The sequence below is a fragment of the Actinocrispum wychmicini genome, from assembly GCF_004345645.1.
Taxonomy (GTDB): Bacteria; Actinomycetota; Actinomycetes; order Mycobacteriales; family Pseudonocardiaceae; genus Kibdelosporangium; species Kibdelosporangium wychmicini.
Genome location: NZ_SLWS01000008.1, coordinates 111490 through 128646 on the forward strand (window position 1 = coordinate 111490; position 17157 = coordinate 128646).

Consider the following 17157-nt stretch of genomic DNA (forward strand, 5'->3'; position numbering starts at 1 on the left):
CATCCACGGATGAACGGAGTACACCGATGACCGCATCGCGGACCGGCCAGAACCAGACCGGCTGGACCAGCAGCACCCGCTTCGCCATGATCGACGCCGCCGCGGCGAAAGCATTGCGGGAAAAGAGGAACTCGTCGAACGTCACCATCCTGGGCGCCATGTACGCCAGCGAGGCCGGCGTCGGCGCCGCCGCCTTCAGCCACGACTGCCCGGGAAAGCTCTTCGTCGACTACTACACCGGCGAGGACGGCCACGTCTACGTGGGCGTGTCGGCCTGGTACGAGTGCGACAGCACCCTGGAGATCCTCGGCGAAGTGCAGATCCCCTGATCAGACGTTCGCCGACGGGTGCACACCCGGCCGGTAGCCGGCCCTGATCGTGTCCACAGTGGATACCGGGGTCAGCACGTCCGCCGGGCCGTCAGCCAACGTCCGTGACTCGGTGTATCCTGCCGGTGTCCACAGGCGCAGTTTTCTGTTGTGCAGCAGCCAGTTTGCCTCCTTGTGTCGGATGAAGACGCCGTCCGGCAGGGTGTCCGGGGCGGCTTGGTGCGTGGTTCGGGCACCGTTGATCAGGCCGCGCTCGGTGTGCAGGACGTTGTCGATCTCGTCAGCTGTCGGTTTCGGCCCACTGTGGGCCCACGCGGCCCGGAACTGTTGGTACTCCGGATACCGGCATTCCGCGCACGGCCGGTGTCCCGCTGCCAGCGCGACCGCCTCGTCCAGGAAGAACAGTTCGGTGTAGCGGTGCGGTTGCATGATCCTCCGGCGGCGGCCCCGGAACTCCAGAACGCACACCAGCCAGCGGCGGACCTGGTGGCGGCGGACGATGACCAGGTCGTCGTTGTGCAGGATGCCCCTGTTGCCGTACATGGTCCCGCGGTGCTCGGTGGCGATCAGATCGCCCTCCGGAGTCACCCGGTTCCGCAAAGGATGGGCCAGAGTCATAAACCCAGCAACTCCACGGTGACGCTGGCGGTGTCGCCGACGTCGAGCGATTCGGCCTTGCGGATCGCCTTCTTCACGGGCAGCACGTAGCCCCGGCCGCGGTCCGGGAAGATCGACGTCGTCCACGTGCTGCCGCCGACGGCGACCCGGACCCGAAGCGAGCCGAAACCGCGACGCGGGCCGCCGAACAGCTCGCGGATGTCCTCGGACGCCTCGGCGGGCAGGCTGACGAACGTCCAACTGTCAGCCCGCCGAGCGTCCCACTCCCACAACTTGGCGTCAAAGTCGATGACCATGCCCCGAGGGTCGCACGAGCCACCGACAGTGTTGATGGTCCTCGCTCCGCTCGGACAGCCTTGGCCGCCTGAAGCCGGCCTGTGCCCATCGCCGACCCCCTACGGGGGCCGCCCACCCCCACCGGTCCACCGCGCCCCACGCGACCGACATCTCCGCTCTGAGCTGGTCGCCGCTGGAGTTGGGGCGATGTCGGGCGGGTTGCGCGGCGTAAATGACCGGCGTGGCCAAGCGGGTCTCGATCATCCGGCGTCCGGGAGGTTACTGTTCGGTAATGGAGATCTTCGACGACCTTGAGGCCGAGTACGAGCGGCTTGACGGCATCTTCGCCGGGTTGTCCGAGGCCGACTGGAACCATCCGTCGGACGCGGCCGGCTGGACGAACGTGGACGTGGTGCTGCATCTCGCGCAGAGCGAGGAGACCGTCGCCGCGACCGTGACCGGTGGCCCGGTGATGCCCAACAGGCTGGCCGGGGACCGCGGCCCGACCAGCGTGGACGACGCGATGGCGATGTGGGTCGACGCCGAGCGCGCCGGCCCGGACGTGGTTTATCCGCGTTGGCAGGCGGCGCGGAGGCGGTCCGTGGAGGTGCTGCGCGCGGCTGACCCGGATCGCAGGACGCCGTGGGCGTCCGCGCCGTTGCGGCCAGCCGCGCTGGCGACCACGCGGCTGGCGGAGCACTGGGCGCACGCCCTGGACATCACCGTGCCGCTGGGCATCCCGTACCCGGACACCGCGCGGCTGCGGCACATCGCGTGGCTCGGACACCGCACGTTGCCGTACGCGTTCGCGCTGGCTGAGGAACAGTTCGCCCCGGTGCGGGCCGAGTTGACCGGCCCGGACGGCGACGTCTGGCGGTACGGTCCGGATGACGCCGAGTCGGTGATCAGCGGGCCGGCCGGGGCGTTCTGCCGGGTCGGCGCCCGCCGGCTGACGCCTGAGGAGTCGGGCCTGACCGCGACCGGACCGCACAGCACCACCGCGTTGCGGCTGTTGCGTAACTACGCCGCCTGACGAGGCCCGCCCGACTGCCCTTTTGGGCATGCTGCAGCCCGTCTGATGCCCTACGGTCCGCCCTAGCGGGAAAGGACGGGCATGAGCGGTGACAGTCACCAGAGCGTGGACCGGCAGCCGGACGGGCAGGAGCAGGCCAGGCCGGCGCTGCCCGTCCGGGATGTCGCCGCGCTGCAAGGAGCGGGCAACAGGGCGCTGAGCGGACTGCTGTCCGGCGGCACACCCGTTACCGTGCAACGGGATGTGGTGAGCGACGTCGAGGACAAGATGTCGTACTCGGCCACCGACTGGGCGGTCACCGACGAGGAGGCGACCGAGTCCCTCAACGAACTCGCGTCGCTCCCAGCGCCGGCGTTGACGTCCGCGTTGGGGCGGCTGTCGCAGACGGCGAAGACGCGCCTGTTGGACAACCTGCCGGGCAGCGCGCGGCAGACGTCGGCGTTCACCAAGGTCCTTGTCGCCATGGGGCCGGACGCCGTGCAGCCGTACGTGGAGAACCTGCTCAGCTACGGCGTGTTCGACTGGGCGATCACGGACGCGGACGCGTTGGGCGTGTTCCGGATCTTCGTGGCGTTGCAGCCCGCGCAGCAGACCGCGTTGGCGCAGAAGCTCGGCAGTGGGTTCCGGTCCCGGCTGGCCGGCAACCTCGCCCGGTCGGGGACGATCGGCGAGGCCGAGCACGCCGCGTTGCGGACGTTGTTCGACGCCACCCCGGACACCGAGGTGGAGACCCTGAAAGCGTGGCTGCACCTGCGGTTCCGGATCGAGTTCGGCACCGACACGCACCGCGGTGAGACGGCCGAGGAATGGGACGGCGCCAGCCTGCGCCGGATGTACAACGTGTTGCAGGGACTGCCCGCGGGCGCGGTGGAGGCCAACCCGGACCTGGCGCGGATCGACCGGTACAAGGACGCTGGGCTCGCCGGCGGCTACTACGGCAGTGACGGGCGGATCGCCATGGGCTACGGCGACCTGCGCGCCCTGAACGCGGTCGTGGGTCCGGGCAACCCGGGCGGCGGCGGGATGGGGGTCGTGCCTGTGCCGCTGCAGGGCCAGAACCTGTTCGACGGGGTGGTCCGGCACGAGGTCGGGCATGCCGTGGACCGGCGGCTCGGCTTGGCGGCGAGCTACTGCGTCGGCCACGCGTCCGGCGGTAACTGGCAGGCCCACGGCGACGGCGGTGGCCTGGCGTCGACGCTCGTGACGGCCAGCGCGGGGGCGATCGCGGGGTTGCCGCCGGAGCAGAAGACCGCTGTGGTCGAAGTCCTGCAGTCGGCCATCACCGACCGGACGCCGGAACAGATCCAGGCCCATCTGCAGGCGCTGCCGTTCTGGGGTTCGCTGCCGCCGGCGACGCAGACCGCGATCCTCAACGACAACGCCGTGCAGGCGCTGCAGATCTGTTTCGCGAACAAGAACCCCGGTGACCCGTGGTACAACCCGTCGGACACCGGCGGCATCCATATCGCGGGCCGCGTCTACCAGGAGGCGTATCCCGGCCAGTGGTGGAGTTACGATCCCGTCGCGCGGTCCAGGAAGGTGTCGTCGTACCAGTTCCGGGCGCCGGGCGAATGGATCGCGGAGGCGTACAACGTCTACTACACACCGCCCACCAAAGGTGTGCTGCTCGCGGCCGTCGACCCCGCCACGAAGGCGTGGTTCGACGTCAACGTGGACGCCGCCACCGGCGGTGAGGGCGCGGGCGGCACCGGCCCGGCACTGCCCGCGCCGAACACGGGACCTGGTTTCCCCTAAGGTGTCGCGGGTCGTGATCATGATCGTCGCCGTGCTGGTGTTGGGCGCGTGCGCGACGTCTAGTCCACAAGGATCGGGGAACATGGTCGACGAGGAACATCTGCGGTCCGCCCTGCGCAAGCAGTTCGACATGCCCAAGGACAGCCTGCGGGTGGAGATCGGGCCGCCCGTGCCGGGCATGCTCGTCTTCTACGCGTACGACCTGAAGGACTCTCGGGTCGGCGTGACCGGGGTGTTCGACGGGGAGGTCCGCACCGATTTCGACGTGACGCTGCCGCTTGTGCTGCGCGCGCTCGGCTACGGCGAACGCGAGGTCGACCCGATGGTGGTCGCCGGGGCGGTCGGCAAGCTCGAAGGCAACCCGGGGACGCCGTTCCTCACCCAGTTCGCCATCGACCAGTCCGGCAACCCGGCGGTGATGACCTTGCCGCGACTCGTTTCCGTGGAGGGGCAGCAGGTCGTCGAGTACTGGAACAAGACGTCCCGGACGCCGCCGTGGCGCTCGCGCGTCTTCCGCAAGGCCGACGGGAGCTTCGAAGTCCGTCACGACAATCCTGCGAGGTAGGGCGACCGTGTCCGTATTCCGTCCCCAGACCATCACCTGCACCGCGTGCGGCACGGCCAACGTCGAGACGGTCGCGATGAGCCTGCACGGCTCCCGCGTCCCTGAGATCGTCGAGTCCATTGTGGCCGGTACGTTCCAGTGCTTCACCTGCGCCGGCTGCGGGATCGGCTACCGCGCCGACGGCCCGCTCATCTACGTCGACTTCGACCGCAAACGGTGGATCGGCGAGTTCCCCAGCACGATGGAACGCGCGTGGGCGAACCTGGAACAGCAGCCGATGGACGTGTTCCGGCAGTCGCTCATCGATCTCGCCCCGGCGTTCCTGCGGGCCGAGGCCGACGGCTTCACCGTCCGCGCGGTGTTCGGGCTGGACGCGCTCGCCGAGAAGATCCGGCTGCTGGACGCCGGGCTCGACGACCGGGCCGTGGAGGTGGCCAAGCTCGCGATCCTGATGCGGACGGGCGCGGTGGTGGCGCCCAGCCGCCGTCCTCGGGTCGTGTCGGCGGATTCGACGTCGGTGGACATGGTGCTGTGGTCCGCCGAGGACGAGCAGTTCCGGGTGTCGGTGCCGACCGAGGACGTCATGGCGTTGGCGACGTCCGACGGGTGGCGGTCGGTGCTGCAGGAGATGCAGGTGGGTCCGTATGTCGATCTTGGTCGGATCCTGCTTGACGGACGTGCCGGTCTCGCGGCAGCAGGAGCGGCGTCATCAGGATGAGCACCCCGGCGATCGCGACGGCGGTGCGGGGTCCGGTGATGCCGGCCAGCACACCCCACAGTGCGGTCAGGGTGGCGATCGTGGCCTTGCTGCTGACCGACCAGGCCGTCAGGACGCGGGCCACGCGGTCGGTCGGGATCTGCTGGAGGCGGTAGGTCGCGTACACCGGGTTGAACACGCCCATGCAGCTGACCAGGCCGAATTGGACGGCGATGACGAGCAGCAGTCCGCCGACGCCGGGACCGACGAACGCCAGCCCGATGGACCAGCACGCGCGCAACGTTCCGAAGACCAGCATGATCCTGCGTTGCCCGAATTTCTTGACCAGACGCCTTGCCAGGCGCGCGCCGATGAGGCCGCCGACACACGGTGCCGCGAACGCCAGGCCGTACTGCCACGGGGCGAAGCCGAGGTCGCCGAGCATGAGCACGGCCAGGAGCGGTGCGGTCGCCATGATCAGGCCGCCGACCAGGATCTGGTTGAGGAACAGCCGGCGCAGCGCGGGGTGGTTGAGTACGTAACGCCACCCTTCGAGCAGTTCGCCGGGTCGCGGTGGCCCGGCTCGCTCCGGCCGCGGTTCGTCGCCGCCGATCGCGCGGATGCCCACGGCCGAGAGCAGGAAGCTGACCGCGTTGGCGAGGACGGTCGTGACCGGGCCGAACACGCCGATCGCGGCGCCACCGAGGGGCGGACCGAGCGCGGTCGCGGTCCAGGCCGTCGACTCGAACCGTCCGTTCGCGACGAGCAGGTCGCCCGGTGCGACCAGCGTTTTCAGGTACGCGCCGGACGCCGCCTGGAACGCGATGTCAGCCGTGGCGACCACAATAGACACAACCAGAAGTTGTGGATAACTCAGTATGTCGAGGGCGAACGTGACCGGGACGCTGAGCATGGCCGCGAACCGGACCAGGTCCATGGCGACCATCACCGGTCGTTTGCGCCGGAACTCCAACCACGCGCCGAGCGGCACCGCCGCCACCGCGCCCACCGCCAGACCCGCGGCCGCCAGCGCCGAAACCGCGGTAGTTCCAGCGTGCAGCACGTAGATCGCGATCAACGGGAACGCGTCGAACGCCAGAAACGTGCCGAACGTGCTGATCGTGTAAGCCGCCCACAACCATCCGAATCGCCTACCCACGGCGGTGATCGAACCGGGTGGCGGGTCCCTGGATCAAACAACCGTCGTGTCGGTGAGCCACAACGTCCGGTTGTGTCTCTACCGTGGGACGGGTGGATCTCGATGCCGTGCGCACGTTCGTCGCCGCCGCTGACGCCGGTCAGTTCCAGGACGCCGCGGTCGAGCTGTCGGTCACCCAACAGGCCGTGTCGAAACGCGTCGCCACCTTGGAGAAGGAGTTGGGGGTCCGGCTGTTCACCCGCACCGCCCGCGGCTCCCAGCTCACCATCGACGGCCAGGCGTTCCTGCCGCACGCGCGTACCCTCCTGCACGCCTCAGATCGGGCCGTCGCCTCCGTGCGACCCGGTTCCCGCGCGCTGCGCGTGGACGTGATCGGCCGGCGGCTGGCCCCCGCGGGGCTGTTGCGTGACTTCTACCGGGCGCATCCGGACGTCGAACTCGACGTCGTCACCCTCTTCGACGCCGACTCGGCGATCGCCGCCGTCCGCTCCGGCACCATCGACGCCTCCTTCCGCGCGGTCACCAAGCGCCCCGACGGTGTCTCCACCGCCCGCGTCCTGAACGAACCGATCGAACTGCTCACCGGACCAGCCCACCCACTCGCCGACACCCCAGCCGTCACCCCCGCGGAGTTGGTCGGCCACCGCATCTGGATGCCCGGCATCGTCACCGGCACCGAATGGGCCGCCTACTACGCCGACCTGGCAGCGAGTTTCGGGCTCACCATCGACGCGACCGGCCCCAACTTCGGCATCGAACCCCTCCTCGACGTGATCGCCGGCTCCCCGGACATCGCCACCTTCGTCGGCGAACAAACCCGAATCCTCTGGCCCGCCTACTACGACCTGCGCCGAATCCCCATCCACCACCCCACCCCCGCCTACCCCCATTCCCTGATCTGGCGCCACGACAACCCCCACCCCACCCTCACCGCCCTGCGGACGTATCTCCGCGCCCACAGCCCCGACGACAACGCCGACACCTGGACGCCGCCCTGGGTTCAACGTTCTGCGCCATCTGAATGACAGGGGTGAATGTGAAGCCATTCAGCTTTATCACGCGGCGATGGCCGGTGCGGAGGCGGCGGCGGGCTTCTACAACCACAACATCCGGCTGGAGACTCCGGGCGGTCCGGTGATCGTCCGTATTCCCATCCCCGGCGCGGACACGATGGACCTGCGGATCTGGCCGGAATCCGATGTTCTCACCGGGATCGCCGGGCAGCGCGTTGGCTGGCAGTCATGCCCGTCGAGTGCACGACCGGGTGGGAAGCTGATCTCGCCAGCTATCTGACGCACGAACGGGTCAAGTCGGCGATCGTCGACACTGTCCGTTACGCCCAGCTGTTCGCGGCAGGCGTACGGACCGTCGACGAGGAGCGGTCGCTGATCAGCCGACAGACCACCAAGCTCAACCGTGCCCGACCGTATTGGGGCCTCGATGACCAGCTCACTTGCGAGGACGTCGAGCGGGTGTTGCGCGCCTGGCAGCCAGCTCAGCGTTGACCGAATCCCGCGTTCATGGCGACGCTGAGAGCCTGCTCCGACAGTTCGGTGTGGGGTAGTTCGCTGACCAGGCGGCCGCGTTGGAAGACCAGGACCCGGTCGCAGAGTTCGCACAGTTCGGCCAGGTCGGTGGACGCGAGCAGGACCGGCTTTCCCGCCGCGGCCAGTTCGGCGATCACCGCGTGCATCTCGGCTCGGGCGCTGATGTCGACGCCGCGGGTGGGGTCGTCGAGGAGGATCACGGTGGGTTCGGCGGCGAGCCATTTGGCCATCACGACTTTTTGCTGGTTGCCGCCGGAGAGGGTGCCGGTCAGATCGGTGGGGGCGCCGCGGATGCTCAGGCGGGTGCCGTACTGCCAGGCGGTGTCGATCAGTTGTTGTTGGCGCAGCCACCAGGTGGCGCGGCCGATTCCGAGCCAGCTCACCGCGCTTGTGTTCTGCCACACGGGTTTGTCGAGCATCAGGCCGTAGCGTTTGCGGTCGCTGGGGACGAAGGCGATGCCGGCACGCACGGCGGCGCGCGGGGAGCGGGGGGCTGAGGCGCCGTTGATCCGCACGTGTCCGGTGGGGGTGGCCCGGCCGGACAGGGCGGCCAGGACGGCGAGGTGGCCGGCGTCCTGCAGGCCGGCGAGGCCGACGATTTCCCCTGCCGCCACCGTGAACGACACGTCTGTCAGCTGGCCGGGTACGCTCAGCCCCTTGACCGCGATCGCGGTTCCCGCAGTGTGCCGTTGGGTGACCGGGCGACGCTCGATCGTCCGGGAACCGAGCATCGCGGTCACCACGCCGTCGAGGTCCACTGTGGACGTCGAGACGCCGGCCATGGCCACCCGGCCGTCCCGCAACACCGTGACGCGCGTGGCGATCCGCAGCACCTCTTCCAGGAAGTGCGACACGTACAGCACGGCGACACCACGCGAGACAAGCCTGCGCAGCACCGACATCAACCGGTCTACGGCCTCACGCTGAAGCGCCGACGTCGGCTCGTCCAGGATGAGCACGGCCGGACGCCGCAGCAGCGCCCGGCCGATTTCGAGCAACTGTTGGTCCGCCAACGGCAGTGTCCCCGCCCGTGCACCCAAAGGCACGTGCAGGCCGAGTTCGTCGAGCACAGGCGCGGCGAGCGCGGCCATCCGTCGCGGACTGAGCAGCGGCCCGCGCCGGATGGGCGCCAGCGGGAACAGGTTCTCGATCACCGACAGATCCGGGAACACCGCCAGTTCCTGGGCCACCAAGGCGACGCCACGGGTGAGTGCGTCCCGTGCGCTGCCGAACGTCACTGGTGTGCCGTCGATCGAGATCGCGCCGCTGTCCGGCCGGACCACCCCGGAGAGGATCTTCACCAGGGTCGACTTGCCCGCGCCGTTCTCGCCGACGACCGCGTGCACCTCGCCGGGCGCCAGCTCGAAGTCCACATCGGACAGTGCGGTGACGCCGCCGTAGTGCTTGCTCAGGCCCACCGCCTCAACGGGCATCGGACATGGGCTTCAGGTAGGCGTTGGGGTCGGCGAGGATCTTGTCGATCTCCGGCTTGTAGAACTCGTACGCCGCCTTCGGCGAGGTCTGGCGTTGCAACACCGCGTCGATGTTCGACGAGTCCACGACCAGGCCAGGCATGTTCAGCCAGCCCTTCGGCAGCGGCTTCTTCTGCTTCACCGACCGGATGAGCAGCGCGGTCACCACGTACCCCTTCAGGAAGTGCTCGGGGTCGATGGTCACGAAGTCCAGGCCGGACTTGACACCCTGCAGAGTCTTCGCGTCCACGTCCGCGCCCGCCACCAGGTACTGGCCGTTCTCGGTCTGCTTGATCTTCGCCAGGTCGTAGCTGTCCGCGTCGCCCACGCCGAGGAACGCCAGCGCGGACGCGTTCGCGTGCACCAACGCGGCCCACGCGCCGTAGTTCTGGTTCGGGTCGCTGTACGTCTGGAACGGGCCGAGCACCTTGATGCCCGGCGCCTTCTGGTTCAACGTGTCCTTGATGCCCTTGGCGCGGCTGTCGAGCACAGGCGTCCCCGGGTTCGGCACGCCGACGACCACCGACCCGTTCGGCTGCGGCGGCAGGCGTTTCAGCAGCTCGTCGGCCAGCATCACACCGAGGTTGTAGTTGTCGTTGCCGACGTAGAACGTGATCTTGCTGCCGTCGGTGGGCGCGGTGTCCAACGCGACCACCGGCACACCTTTGTCGACGGCCTGCGCGGCGGGCCGGGTGAAGATCGGCGGGTCGAGGTTCTCCAGCACCACGCCGTCCGGGTTGGTGGTGGTGAGGTTGGTGAACAGCTGCTGCTCGGCCGGTCCGTCGGTGTTCGGCGGGCCGACCGCCTTGAAGCTGACGCCGCCTTCGTTCTCCGCGGCCAGCTGGGCGCCTTCGACCATCTCGTGGGCGAAGTTGAGGCTGATGTTGGCGACCGCGATGCCCATCTTGAGCGTGCCGTCCCCAGCGGACTCGCTGGCCCCGCACGACGACACCACCAGGCAGCACGCCAACGCCAGGATCGGGATACGTTTCATGAGGTCTCCTCCTGTTTCGGCGGCCGGGCACGCCGAGGGAACAGGCCGTGGCCGCGGGTTCGGCGCAGCACGCTGTCGAAGGCGACGGCGACCAGGATGACCGCCCCGGTGGCGAACGTCGTCCAGTTGATCGGCACCTGCAGGAACACCAGGCTGGCCGCGACGGTGGTGAGGATGAGGTTGCCGATCATCGCGCCGGGCACTGATCCGCGCCCACCTGCGAGCGGAGTGCCGCCGATGATGCACGCGGCGATCGCGGTCAGCTCGTAGCCGTTGCCGACGGTCGGGTCGCCCGCGCCGAAGAACGCGAGTCCGAGCACGGCGGCGACGCCGGCCATGAACCCGGAGAGCCCAAGCGCGGCGACGCGGGTGCGGGCGATCGGCAGCCCGCTGAACTCGGCGGCGTCAGGATTCGAGCCGATCGCGCGGACCCGGGCGCCGAAGCGGGTCCGGGTGAACACGACAGTCAGCGCGACCGTCGCGACCAGCAGCACCCACACCGACGTCGGCACCCCGGCGAGCGAGCCGCCGAACACGTCGAAGAACGCGTGGTCGAGCGGCATGCCGCTGATCTGCTTGCCGTCGGCCAACGCGAGCGCGACCCCGCGGAACAGCATCGCGCTGGCGAGCGTCACGATGAACGACGGCAGCTTCAGGTACGTGGTGACGAGTCCGTTCACACAGCCGAGGCCGGTGGCGACCACCAGGATCGCCAGCAACGCGAGCCACGGTGACCAGCCGTCACGGATCAGGACCGCGCCGAGCACGATCCCGAGCGCGTACTGCCCGCCGAGCGACAGGTCGACCTCGCGCATGGCCAGCGGGAACACCATGCCGCACGCCATCAGGCCGACGTACACCGAACTCTGCGCGGTCGACAGCAGGTTCGACACGCGCAGGAAGTCCGAGTGCGCCACCCCGACCACGACCACAAGCGTGACCAGCACCAGCACGACCCCGAGTTCGTCGCGCACGAGGTGGCGGTACCAAGGCGCGGCGGCACTCGCGGAACGATCGGCCAGGCGAGTGGACATCGGCGGCTCCCGCGGGTGCTGGTCACTAAGGGTGAAGATGACCAGCCACCACGTGGGTACGGCAAGACGGACGTTTCGTTGGGTGAAACGGTGACCTTGTCGAAACCCGGCAGAACACCCACGCTGCGGTTCATGACGCCCCCCAGTCGTGTCGCCGTCGTCACCGGCGCCGCTCGCGGTCTCGGCCGGGAGTTCGCCATCACGCTCGCCGGCCTCGGGCACCACGTGTGCGGCTGGGATGTCGACGACCAGACCGAGACCATGGCGCTGGCCGGGGAGAAGTACCTGCCGCTCGAGGTGGACGTCACCGACCCGGCCGCGGTTCAGGCCGCGGCCGACCTGGTCGTGAAGGAGTTCGGCGGCTGGCACATCGTGGTGAACAACGCCGGGATCTACCCGCCGATCGCCTTCGAGGAGACCACGGTGGACGACTGGCGGCTGATCATGCGGGTGAACCTGGAGGGGCCGTTCCTGGTCACCCAGGCCGCGCTGCCGCACCTGCGGGCCGCCGGCTGGGGCCGGATCGTCAACATCGTGTCCGCGGTCGTCTTCCTCGGCCCACCCGAACTGGTGGCGTACACCGCGTCCAAGGCCGGGCTGGTCGGCTTCACCCGCGCGTTGGCCAACGCGGTCGGCGCGGACGGCATCACGGTGAACGCCATCTCGCCCGGCCTGACCTCCACTGAGACCGCGGCGCGCACAACCGGCGCGGGCGGCGGGTTCGACCGTGTCCGCGCGATGCAGGCGGTGCCCCGTACTGAACGCCCGGCCGACCTCGCCTCGACCCTCCGGTACGTCTGCGACGAGGGCAGCGGCTTTCTCACCGGGCAGACGCTGAACGTCGACGGCGGGTCGGCCCTGCATTGACGACCCGCGACCGAAGGGGGTGATCATGCTCGGCGCCGGGGAGGCGGACGTGGTGAACCGCGCCTGCGAACTGCTCGTGCCCGGCTCGGCCGCTGTGCGCCCGGACCGCTATCTCGCCTCGGTTCTGCCTGCCCTGTCCAGGGCTGAGGAAGACGCGGTCCGTTCGGCGATCGGCGTGCTGGCCGGTGTCACGGACACGTTCGCGATGGCCCGCCTGGCCGGCGGCGCCGCGTTCGACCGGCTGCGCCGGGTCGCGATCGAGGCGTTCTACGGCGACTACGCGCCACCCGAGCACCCCGGGCCGACCGGCCACGAGGTGATCGGGTTCGCGCCGCCGCAGGCTGTCCGGGTGCGCAAGGACTGGCGGTTCCTCTCCGAGCCGTCGGGCACGCCCGGCCCGTGGGACCGGTACTCACCCGCCGGTCCCGACCGGGCCGACGTGATCGTCGTCGGGTCCGGCGCGGGCGGCGGGGTGATCGCCGCCGACCTCGCCGCCCGTGGGCTGGACGTGCTCCTGCTGGAGGCGGGCGGGTACGAGCCGGCTGCCGCGCACACCCGGTTCGAACTGGAGGCCAGGCGCCGGCTCTGGTGGCCGCCGCGCACGGCGTCCACATCGGACGATCAGGGCATCGCCCTGATGGCCGGGCGGTGCGTCGGCGGATCGACGGTGACCGACGCCAAGGTGGCCATGCGCGCGCCGGACTGCGACATCGCCAGGTTCCACGCGCGGACCGGGTTGCGCGGCGAGCGCGGACCGTTCGCGCTGGCAGACCTCGAACCGTGGTACGAGCGGATCGAACAGCGGCTCGGGGTGCGCGAACGATCCGACTGGACATCCAGCGTCTACCAGGTGGAGAAGGGATTCGTGAGCCTGGGCGCGACACTGTGCCCGACCCGGTCGCACACCGACCACAACTGTACGCGCTGCGGCTCGTGCCCGCAGGGCTGTCCCACCAACGCCGGAAAGTCGACGCTGAACACGTTCCTCGCGCCCGCTTTGGCCGCCGGGCTCCGGTTGCGCACCCGGCACGTCGTGCAACAGGTGATCGTGGACAAGTCCGGTGCCCGGCCGCGCGTCACCGGGGTGGCTTACCGGCACAACGGACGTGACGGCGTGTTGCGGGCACCGGTCGTCGTGCTCGCCGCCGGGGCGCTGAACACACCACAGATCTTGTTGCGTACACAGGAGAACACCGGTATCGACACGCCGTCGTCGCGGCTGGTCGGGCGGACGCTCGGGCTGCACCCGGCGCGGATCGTGTACGGCCGGTTCACCGAACCGCAGGACTGCCACCAGTCCTACCCGCTGACCGCGCACTGCCTCGACCACCAGCAGGACTTCGTCGTGGCGGCGACCACGATCCAGGACCCGGTCGGGTTCGCGGAGAGTCTGGTGGACGAGGCGAACCGGCCGATGTGGGGGCGCCGGCTGGTCGACACCGCCGCCCAGTACCGGCACTGGGCCGGCCTGCTCGTGATGGCGACCGACGAGAACACCGCCCAGATCGACCTCGGCGTCGGCGACGAGGTCGTGGTGAGCAAACGGTTCTCGTTCGCCGAGCAGCACAGGCTCGACGACGCGTTGGCGTTCGGTATCGCCGTGCTGCACGCGGCCGGGGCACACGAAGTTGTCTGGAGTGGACTGTCCACAACGCATATGCAAGGGAGCGCGCCCATGGGCGACGAACCCACGCGATCCGTCGTCGACGCGCACGGGCGGTCACACGACGTCGACGGACTGTACGTCGGTGACGGATCACTCGTCCCGGCGTCCCTGTCGGTCGACCCGTCCCTCACTATCATGGCGTTGGCTGCGAGGGTCGCCGCCCACATCGCCGAGGAGTTCGCCAGGTGAAGCCCATCGACGCAGTCCTGCACATCCTTCGCGAGGAAGGAGTTGACCGGGTCTTCGGGAATCCGGGCACCACCGAGCTTCCGCTGATCGACGCGCTGGCCGGAGTGTCCGATATGGACTATATGCTGGCGGTGCACGAGCTGACCGCGGTCTCGATGGCCGACGGATACGCCCGCGCGACCCGACGCCCGTCGTTCGTCAACCTGCATGTCGCGGCCGGCGTGGCGAACGGCTTGCTCGGGATGCTGGACGCGTTGCGCTCGCGGACGCCGATGGTGATCACGGCGGGCCAACAGGATCGTCGGCACCTGGTGCAGGACCCGATGCTGTCCGGTGATCTCGTCGGCCTGGCCACACCCGCGGTGAAACACGCGGTGGAAGTCCAGCACGCGCGGGATCTGCCCGTGCTGCTGCGACGCGCGTTCGCTTTGGCGCGGACGCCCCCGGAAGGGCCGGTGTTCCTGTCGATCCCGATGGACCTGCTGGCCGAGGAGACCGAAGTCGACGTGCTGGGCCGGTCGACCCTGCACGGACCGGGGGTGGCGACCGGGATCGGCGAAGCGGCCGAGGTCCTGGCCGCGGCGCGGCGGCCGGCGATCGTCGCGGGCGACGCCGTCGGCCGGGACGGCGTCATCGAGGAGCTCACCGAACTGGCCGAAGCGCTCGGCGCGACCGTGTACCACCAGCCGATGTTCGACGGCGTCGACTTTCCCGGCACGCATCCGCTGTCGGCCGGGATGCTGCCGCCGACGAACGTGGGCATCCGGACCGCGTTGGCCGCGCACGACCTCGTGTTCGTGGTCGGCTGTCACGCGTTCATGCCGCACCACTACACACCCGGCCCGGCCGTGCCAGAGGGGACGACGGTCGTCCAGCTCGACACCGACCAGGCCGAGATCGGCCGTAACTTCGCCGTCCGGGCCGGGCTTGTCGGCGCGCTCGGGCCCACGCTGACCGCCTTGACCGACACCGTGGGACGGGTGCCGGACGCGGCTTCCAGGCTCGAAGCCGCCCGGGTGCTGACCGAGACCGCCCGCGCCGACGTGGACGCCGAAGCCCTTGCCGCGTATGGGGATTCGCCGCTGGACCCGTTGGCGGCGGCGCACGCGATCGCGGCCGGGCTGCCGGTCGACGCGGTGGTGGTCGAAGAGGCGATCACAGTGGGGCTGAAGCTGCGTCGCGTGCTGCGGCCGGCTCGGCCTCGGTCCTATGTGCACACTGTCGGCGGCGGACTGGGCTGGGGGATTGGCGCCGCGATCGGCACCCGCCTGGGCGCGCCGGACCGGCCGGTGGTCGCCGTACTCGGCGACGGGTGCACAATGTTCGGTATACAAGGGCTGTGGAGCGCGGCCCGGTACAACGTTCCCGTGGCGTTCGTCGTGATGAACAACGGTGAGTACCGGACGTTGAAGGAGACTCTGGACAACGTCGGCGGCACGGCCGCGCGGCTGCGCCGGTACCCCGGTCTCGACCTGGCTCCGCCCACAGTGGACTGGACGGCCGCGGGGAAGTTCTTCGGCATCGCCGCGACGAAGGTGACGAGTGCGAAGGAACTGCGTGACACCATCGCCGGTGTCGGCGAGCTGGCCGGGCCGCTGCTGGTCGACGTGCCGATCCGCAGCCACGCCGTCGAGCACGGCTACGGTGGTGGGTCGTGACCCCCAGACTTAGTGAGGTTGCCCAAGTGGCGCCAGCCGACCATCATCACGAGATGCCCACCGACGGCCCGCCCAAATCCGTGCTCGCCCGTGGACTGCGCCTGCTGGACGCGTTCTGCTCCAGCGACGACTCGTTGTCCCTGACCGAGCTGGCGGAACGGACGGGCTTACCCAAGGCGACGGCGTTCCGGCTGGTCGCCGAGCTGGTCGCGTGGGGCGGGCTGGAACGTGACGAGGGCCGGTACCGGCTGAGCATGAAGCTGTTCGAGCTGGGCCAGCGCGTGCCGCGGCGGCGTGACCTGCGCCAGGCGGCCCTGCCGTACCTGGAGGACCTGTACGAGGCCACGCACGAGAACATCCACCTGGCCGTGCAGGACGGCATGCACACGATGTTCCTGGAGAAGGTGAGCGGGCACCGGTCGATGCCGATCGGCTCCGAGGTTGGCGGCAAACTGCCGCTGCACTGCACCGCGACCGGCAAGGTGTTCCTCGCGATGGGGTCGCCGGAGTACTTCCGCCGGATCGCCGTCGCCGGCCTGACCCGCTGGACGCCTCGGACGATCGTGGCACCCGGCCGGCTGCGCCGCGAACTGGCCCGTGCCGCGTCCAGCGGCTACGGCATCAACCACGAGGAATACGAGGTGGGCGTGTCGGCGGTGGCGGCCCCGGTGTTCGACGCGCGCCGCCGGGTGGTGGCCGCCCTGTCGATCACGGGTAACGCGAGCACGCTGGACCTCGATCGGCTGGCCCCCGCGGTCCGGACCGCGGCCTTGGCGCTGTCCCGTGAGCTGTCGCTGACCCCGGTCCGGACCCCGCTCGACCGTTAGTGTCCCGCGCCGCGGGACACTAGGATCATCGGATGGCGACCAGGTGGAGCGTGACGTTCGACTGTGCCGGACCGGTGAAGCTGGCCGAGTTCTGGGCACTGGCCCTCGGCTACATCGAACGCCCGCCGCCGGAGGGCTTCGCGACCTGGGACGACTGGTTCGACCACCTCGGCATTTCCCGCGACGATGACGACGAAGCCGCCTACCTCACCGACCCGGACGGGGTGTACCCGACCATGTCGTTCCTGCAGGTGCCCGAGTCGAAGGTGGCGAAGAACCGGGTGCACATCGACATCCAGGCCGGCGGTGGCCGCCAGACGCCGTGGGAGACGCGCTGGCCCCGCGTGCTGGCAGCGGTGGAGCGGCTGACAGCGGCGGGGGCGACCATCGTCCGCGAGGACGCGATCGACGGAAAGCCCGACCACTTCGTGCTGCTCGACCCGGAGGGCAACGAGTTCTGCGTGGTGTGAC

Annotated in this window: 18 protein-coding genes and 1 pseudogene; 13 read left to right on the forward strand and 6 right to left on the reverse strand. The window is 69.7% G+C overall.

The window, feature by feature from the left end:
- The first annotated feature begins 26 nt into the window (after nucleotides 1-26).
- Nucleotides 27-329 carry a hypothetical protein gene (locus tag EV192_RS33465; protein ID WP_132122596.1) on the forward strand — a complete coding sequence of 101 codons (303 nt, stop codon included), beginning with the start codon at nucleotides 27-29 and terminating at the stop codon, nucleotides 327-329.
- Here EV192_RS33465 and EV192_RS33470 read toward each other — a convergent pair whose 3' ends face one another.
- Together EV192_RS33470 and EV192_RS33475 are read right to left on the reverse strand one after the other, a co-directional pair.
- The gene (locus EV192_RS33470) at nucleotides 330-917 is read right to left on the reverse strand and encodes a hypothetical protein (RefSeq protein WP_207926350.1); all 588 of its coding nucleotides are present in this window, start codon (nucleotides 915-917) and stop codon (nucleotides 330-332) included.
- A 26-nt stretch (nucleotides 918-943) separates the two neighbouring features.
- On the reverse strand, nucleotides 944-1243 hold the full coding sequence (locus EV192_RS33475; protein ID WP_132122598.1) for a DUF1905 domain-containing protein: 300 nt from the start codon (nucleotides 1241-1243) through the stop codon (nucleotides 944-946).
- Between the two features lie 272 nt (nucleotides 1244-1515).
- On the opposite strand from EV192_RS33475, the gene EV192_RS33480 reads away from it, so the two are divergent.
- From EV192_RS33480 to EV192_RS56235, 4 genes and pseudogenes are all read left to right on the forward strand, one after another.
- Nucleotides 1516-2256: a maleylpyruvate isomerase family mycothiol-dependent enzyme gene (locus EV192_RS33480; RefSeq protein ID WP_132122599.1), complete on the forward strand. Its 741-nt coding sequence runs from the start codon at nucleotides 1516-1518 to the stop codon at nucleotides 2254-2256.
- Between the two features lie 81 nt (nucleotides 2257-2337).
- A complete protein-coding gene (locus tag EV192_RS33485) occupies nucleotides 2338-4011 on the forward strand; it encodes a hypothetical protein (RefSeq protein WP_132122600.1) in 1674 nt (557 codons plus the stop codon).
- A gap of 13 nt (nucleotides 4012-4024) precedes the next feature.
- A complete protein-coding gene (locus EV192_RS33490; protein WP_132122601.1) occupies nucleotides 4025-4576 on the forward strand; it encodes a hypothetical protein in 552 nt (183 codons plus the stop codon).
- A 7-nt stretch (nucleotides 4577-4583) separates the two neighbouring features.
- A pseudogene (locus tag EV192_RS56235) lies at nucleotides 4584-5003 on the forward strand (CpXC domain-containing protein); the annotation flags it as partial.
- Between the two features lie 154 nt (nucleotides 5004-5157).
- Here EV192_RS56235 and EV192_RS33500 read toward each other — a convergent pair.
- Nucleotides 5158-6441, reverse strand: coding sequence for an MFS transporter (locus EV192_RS33500; RefSeq protein ID WP_132122603.1), 1284 nt, complete (start codon nucleotides 6439-6441; stop codon nucleotides 5158-5160).
- Between the two features lie 83 nt (nucleotides 6442-6524).
- On the opposite strand from EV192_RS33500, the gene EV192_RS33505 reads away from it, so the two are divergent.
- Genes EV192_RS33505 through EV192_RS33515 form a run of 3 tightly spaced genes read left to right on the forward strand, consistent with a single transcriptional unit; the run spans nucleotide 6525 to nucleotide 7937 of the window.
- On the forward strand, nucleotides 6525-7457 hold the full coding sequence (locus EV192_RS33505; protein WP_132122604.1) for a LysR family transcriptional regulator: 933 nt from the start codon (nucleotides 6525-6527) through the stop codon (nucleotides 7455-7457).
- Nucleotides 7458-7497: 40 nt separating this feature from the next.
- Nucleotides 7498-7725 carry a hypothetical protein gene (locus EV192_RS33510; protein WP_132122605.1) on the forward strand — a complete coding sequence of 76 codons (228 nt, stop codon included), beginning with the start codon at nucleotides 7498-7500 and terminating at the stop codon, nucleotides 7723-7725.
- Complete coding sequence (locus EV192_RS33515) at nucleotides 7674-7937, forward strand: hypothetical protein (RefSeq protein WP_132122606.1); 264 nt, start codon at nucleotides 7674-7676, stop codon at nucleotides 7935-7937. Before EV192_RS33510 ends, EV192_RS33515 begins: the two co-directional genes overlap by 52 nt.
- Here EV192_RS33515 and EV192_RS33520 read toward each other — a convergent pair.
- Genes EV192_RS33520 through EV192_RS33530 form a run of 3 tightly spaced genes read right to left on the reverse strand, consistent with a single transcriptional unit; the run spans nucleotide 7928 to nucleotide 11479 of the window.
- Nucleotides 7928-9412, reverse strand: a complete 1485-nt coding sequence (locus EV192_RS33520) for a sugar ABC transporter ATP-binding protein (protein WP_132122607.1) — start codon at nucleotides 9410-9412, stop codon at nucleotides 7928-7930. The two genes, EV192_RS33515 and EV192_RS33520, sit on opposite strands and share 10 nt — an antisense overlap.
- Entirely contained in the window at nucleotides 9402-10445 is a 1044-nt protein-coding gene (locus tag EV192_RS33525; RefSeq protein WP_132122608.1) for a sugar ABC transporter substrate-binding protein, read from the reverse strand. Before EV192_RS33525 ends, EV192_RS33520 begins: the two co-directional genes overlap by 11 nt.
- Nucleotides 10442-11479, reverse strand: coding sequence for an ABC transporter permease (locus EV192_RS33530; protein ID WP_132122609.1), 1038 nt, complete (start codon nucleotides 11477-11479; stop codon nucleotides 10442-10444). Before EV192_RS33530 ends, EV192_RS33525 begins: the two co-directional genes overlap by 4 nt.
- 132 nt (nucleotides 11480-11611) lie before the next feature.
- Between EV192_RS33530 and EV192_RS33535 the strand changes: the two genes are divergently transcribed.
- Genes EV192_RS33535 through EV192_RS33555 form a run of 5 tightly spaced genes read left to right on the forward strand, consistent with a single transcriptional unit; the run spans nucleotide 11612 to nucleotide 17156 of the window.
- On the forward strand, nucleotides 11612-12346 hold the full coding sequence (locus tag EV192_RS33535) for an SDR family NAD(P)-dependent oxidoreductase (RefSeq protein WP_132122610.1): 735 nt from the start codon (nucleotides 11612-11614) through the stop codon (nucleotides 12344-12346).
- 25 nt (nucleotides 12347-12371) lie between these two features.
- A complete protein-coding gene (locus EV192_RS33540) occupies nucleotides 12372-14201 on the forward strand; it encodes a GMC family oxidoreductase N-terminal domain-containing protein (RefSeq protein WP_132122611.1) in 1830 nt (609 codons plus the stop codon).
- Nucleotides 14198-15859, forward strand: coding sequence for a thiamine pyrophosphate-binding protein (locus tag EV192_RS33545; RefSeq protein WP_132122612.1), 1662 nt, complete (start codon nucleotides 14198-14200; stop codon nucleotides 15857-15859). The genes EV192_RS33540 and EV192_RS33545 overlap by 4 nt, the downstream gene beginning before the upstream one ends.
- Nucleotides 15860-15912: 53 nt before the next feature.
- Nucleotides 15913-16686 (forward strand): IclR family transcriptional regulator, encoded by a 774-nt coding sequence (locus EV192_RS33550; RefSeq protein ID WP_132122613.1) that lies wholly within the window; start codon nucleotides 15913-15915, stop codon nucleotides 16684-16686.
- A 32-nt stretch (nucleotides 16687-16718) separates the two neighbouring features.
- Nucleotides 16719-17156 carry a VOC family protein gene (locus EV192_RS33555; protein ID WP_132122614.1) on the forward strand — a complete coding sequence of 146 codons (438 nt, stop codon included), beginning with the start codon at nucleotides 16719-16721 and terminating at the stop codon, nucleotides 17154-17156.
- Nucleotide 17157 lies beyond the last annotated feature (1 nt).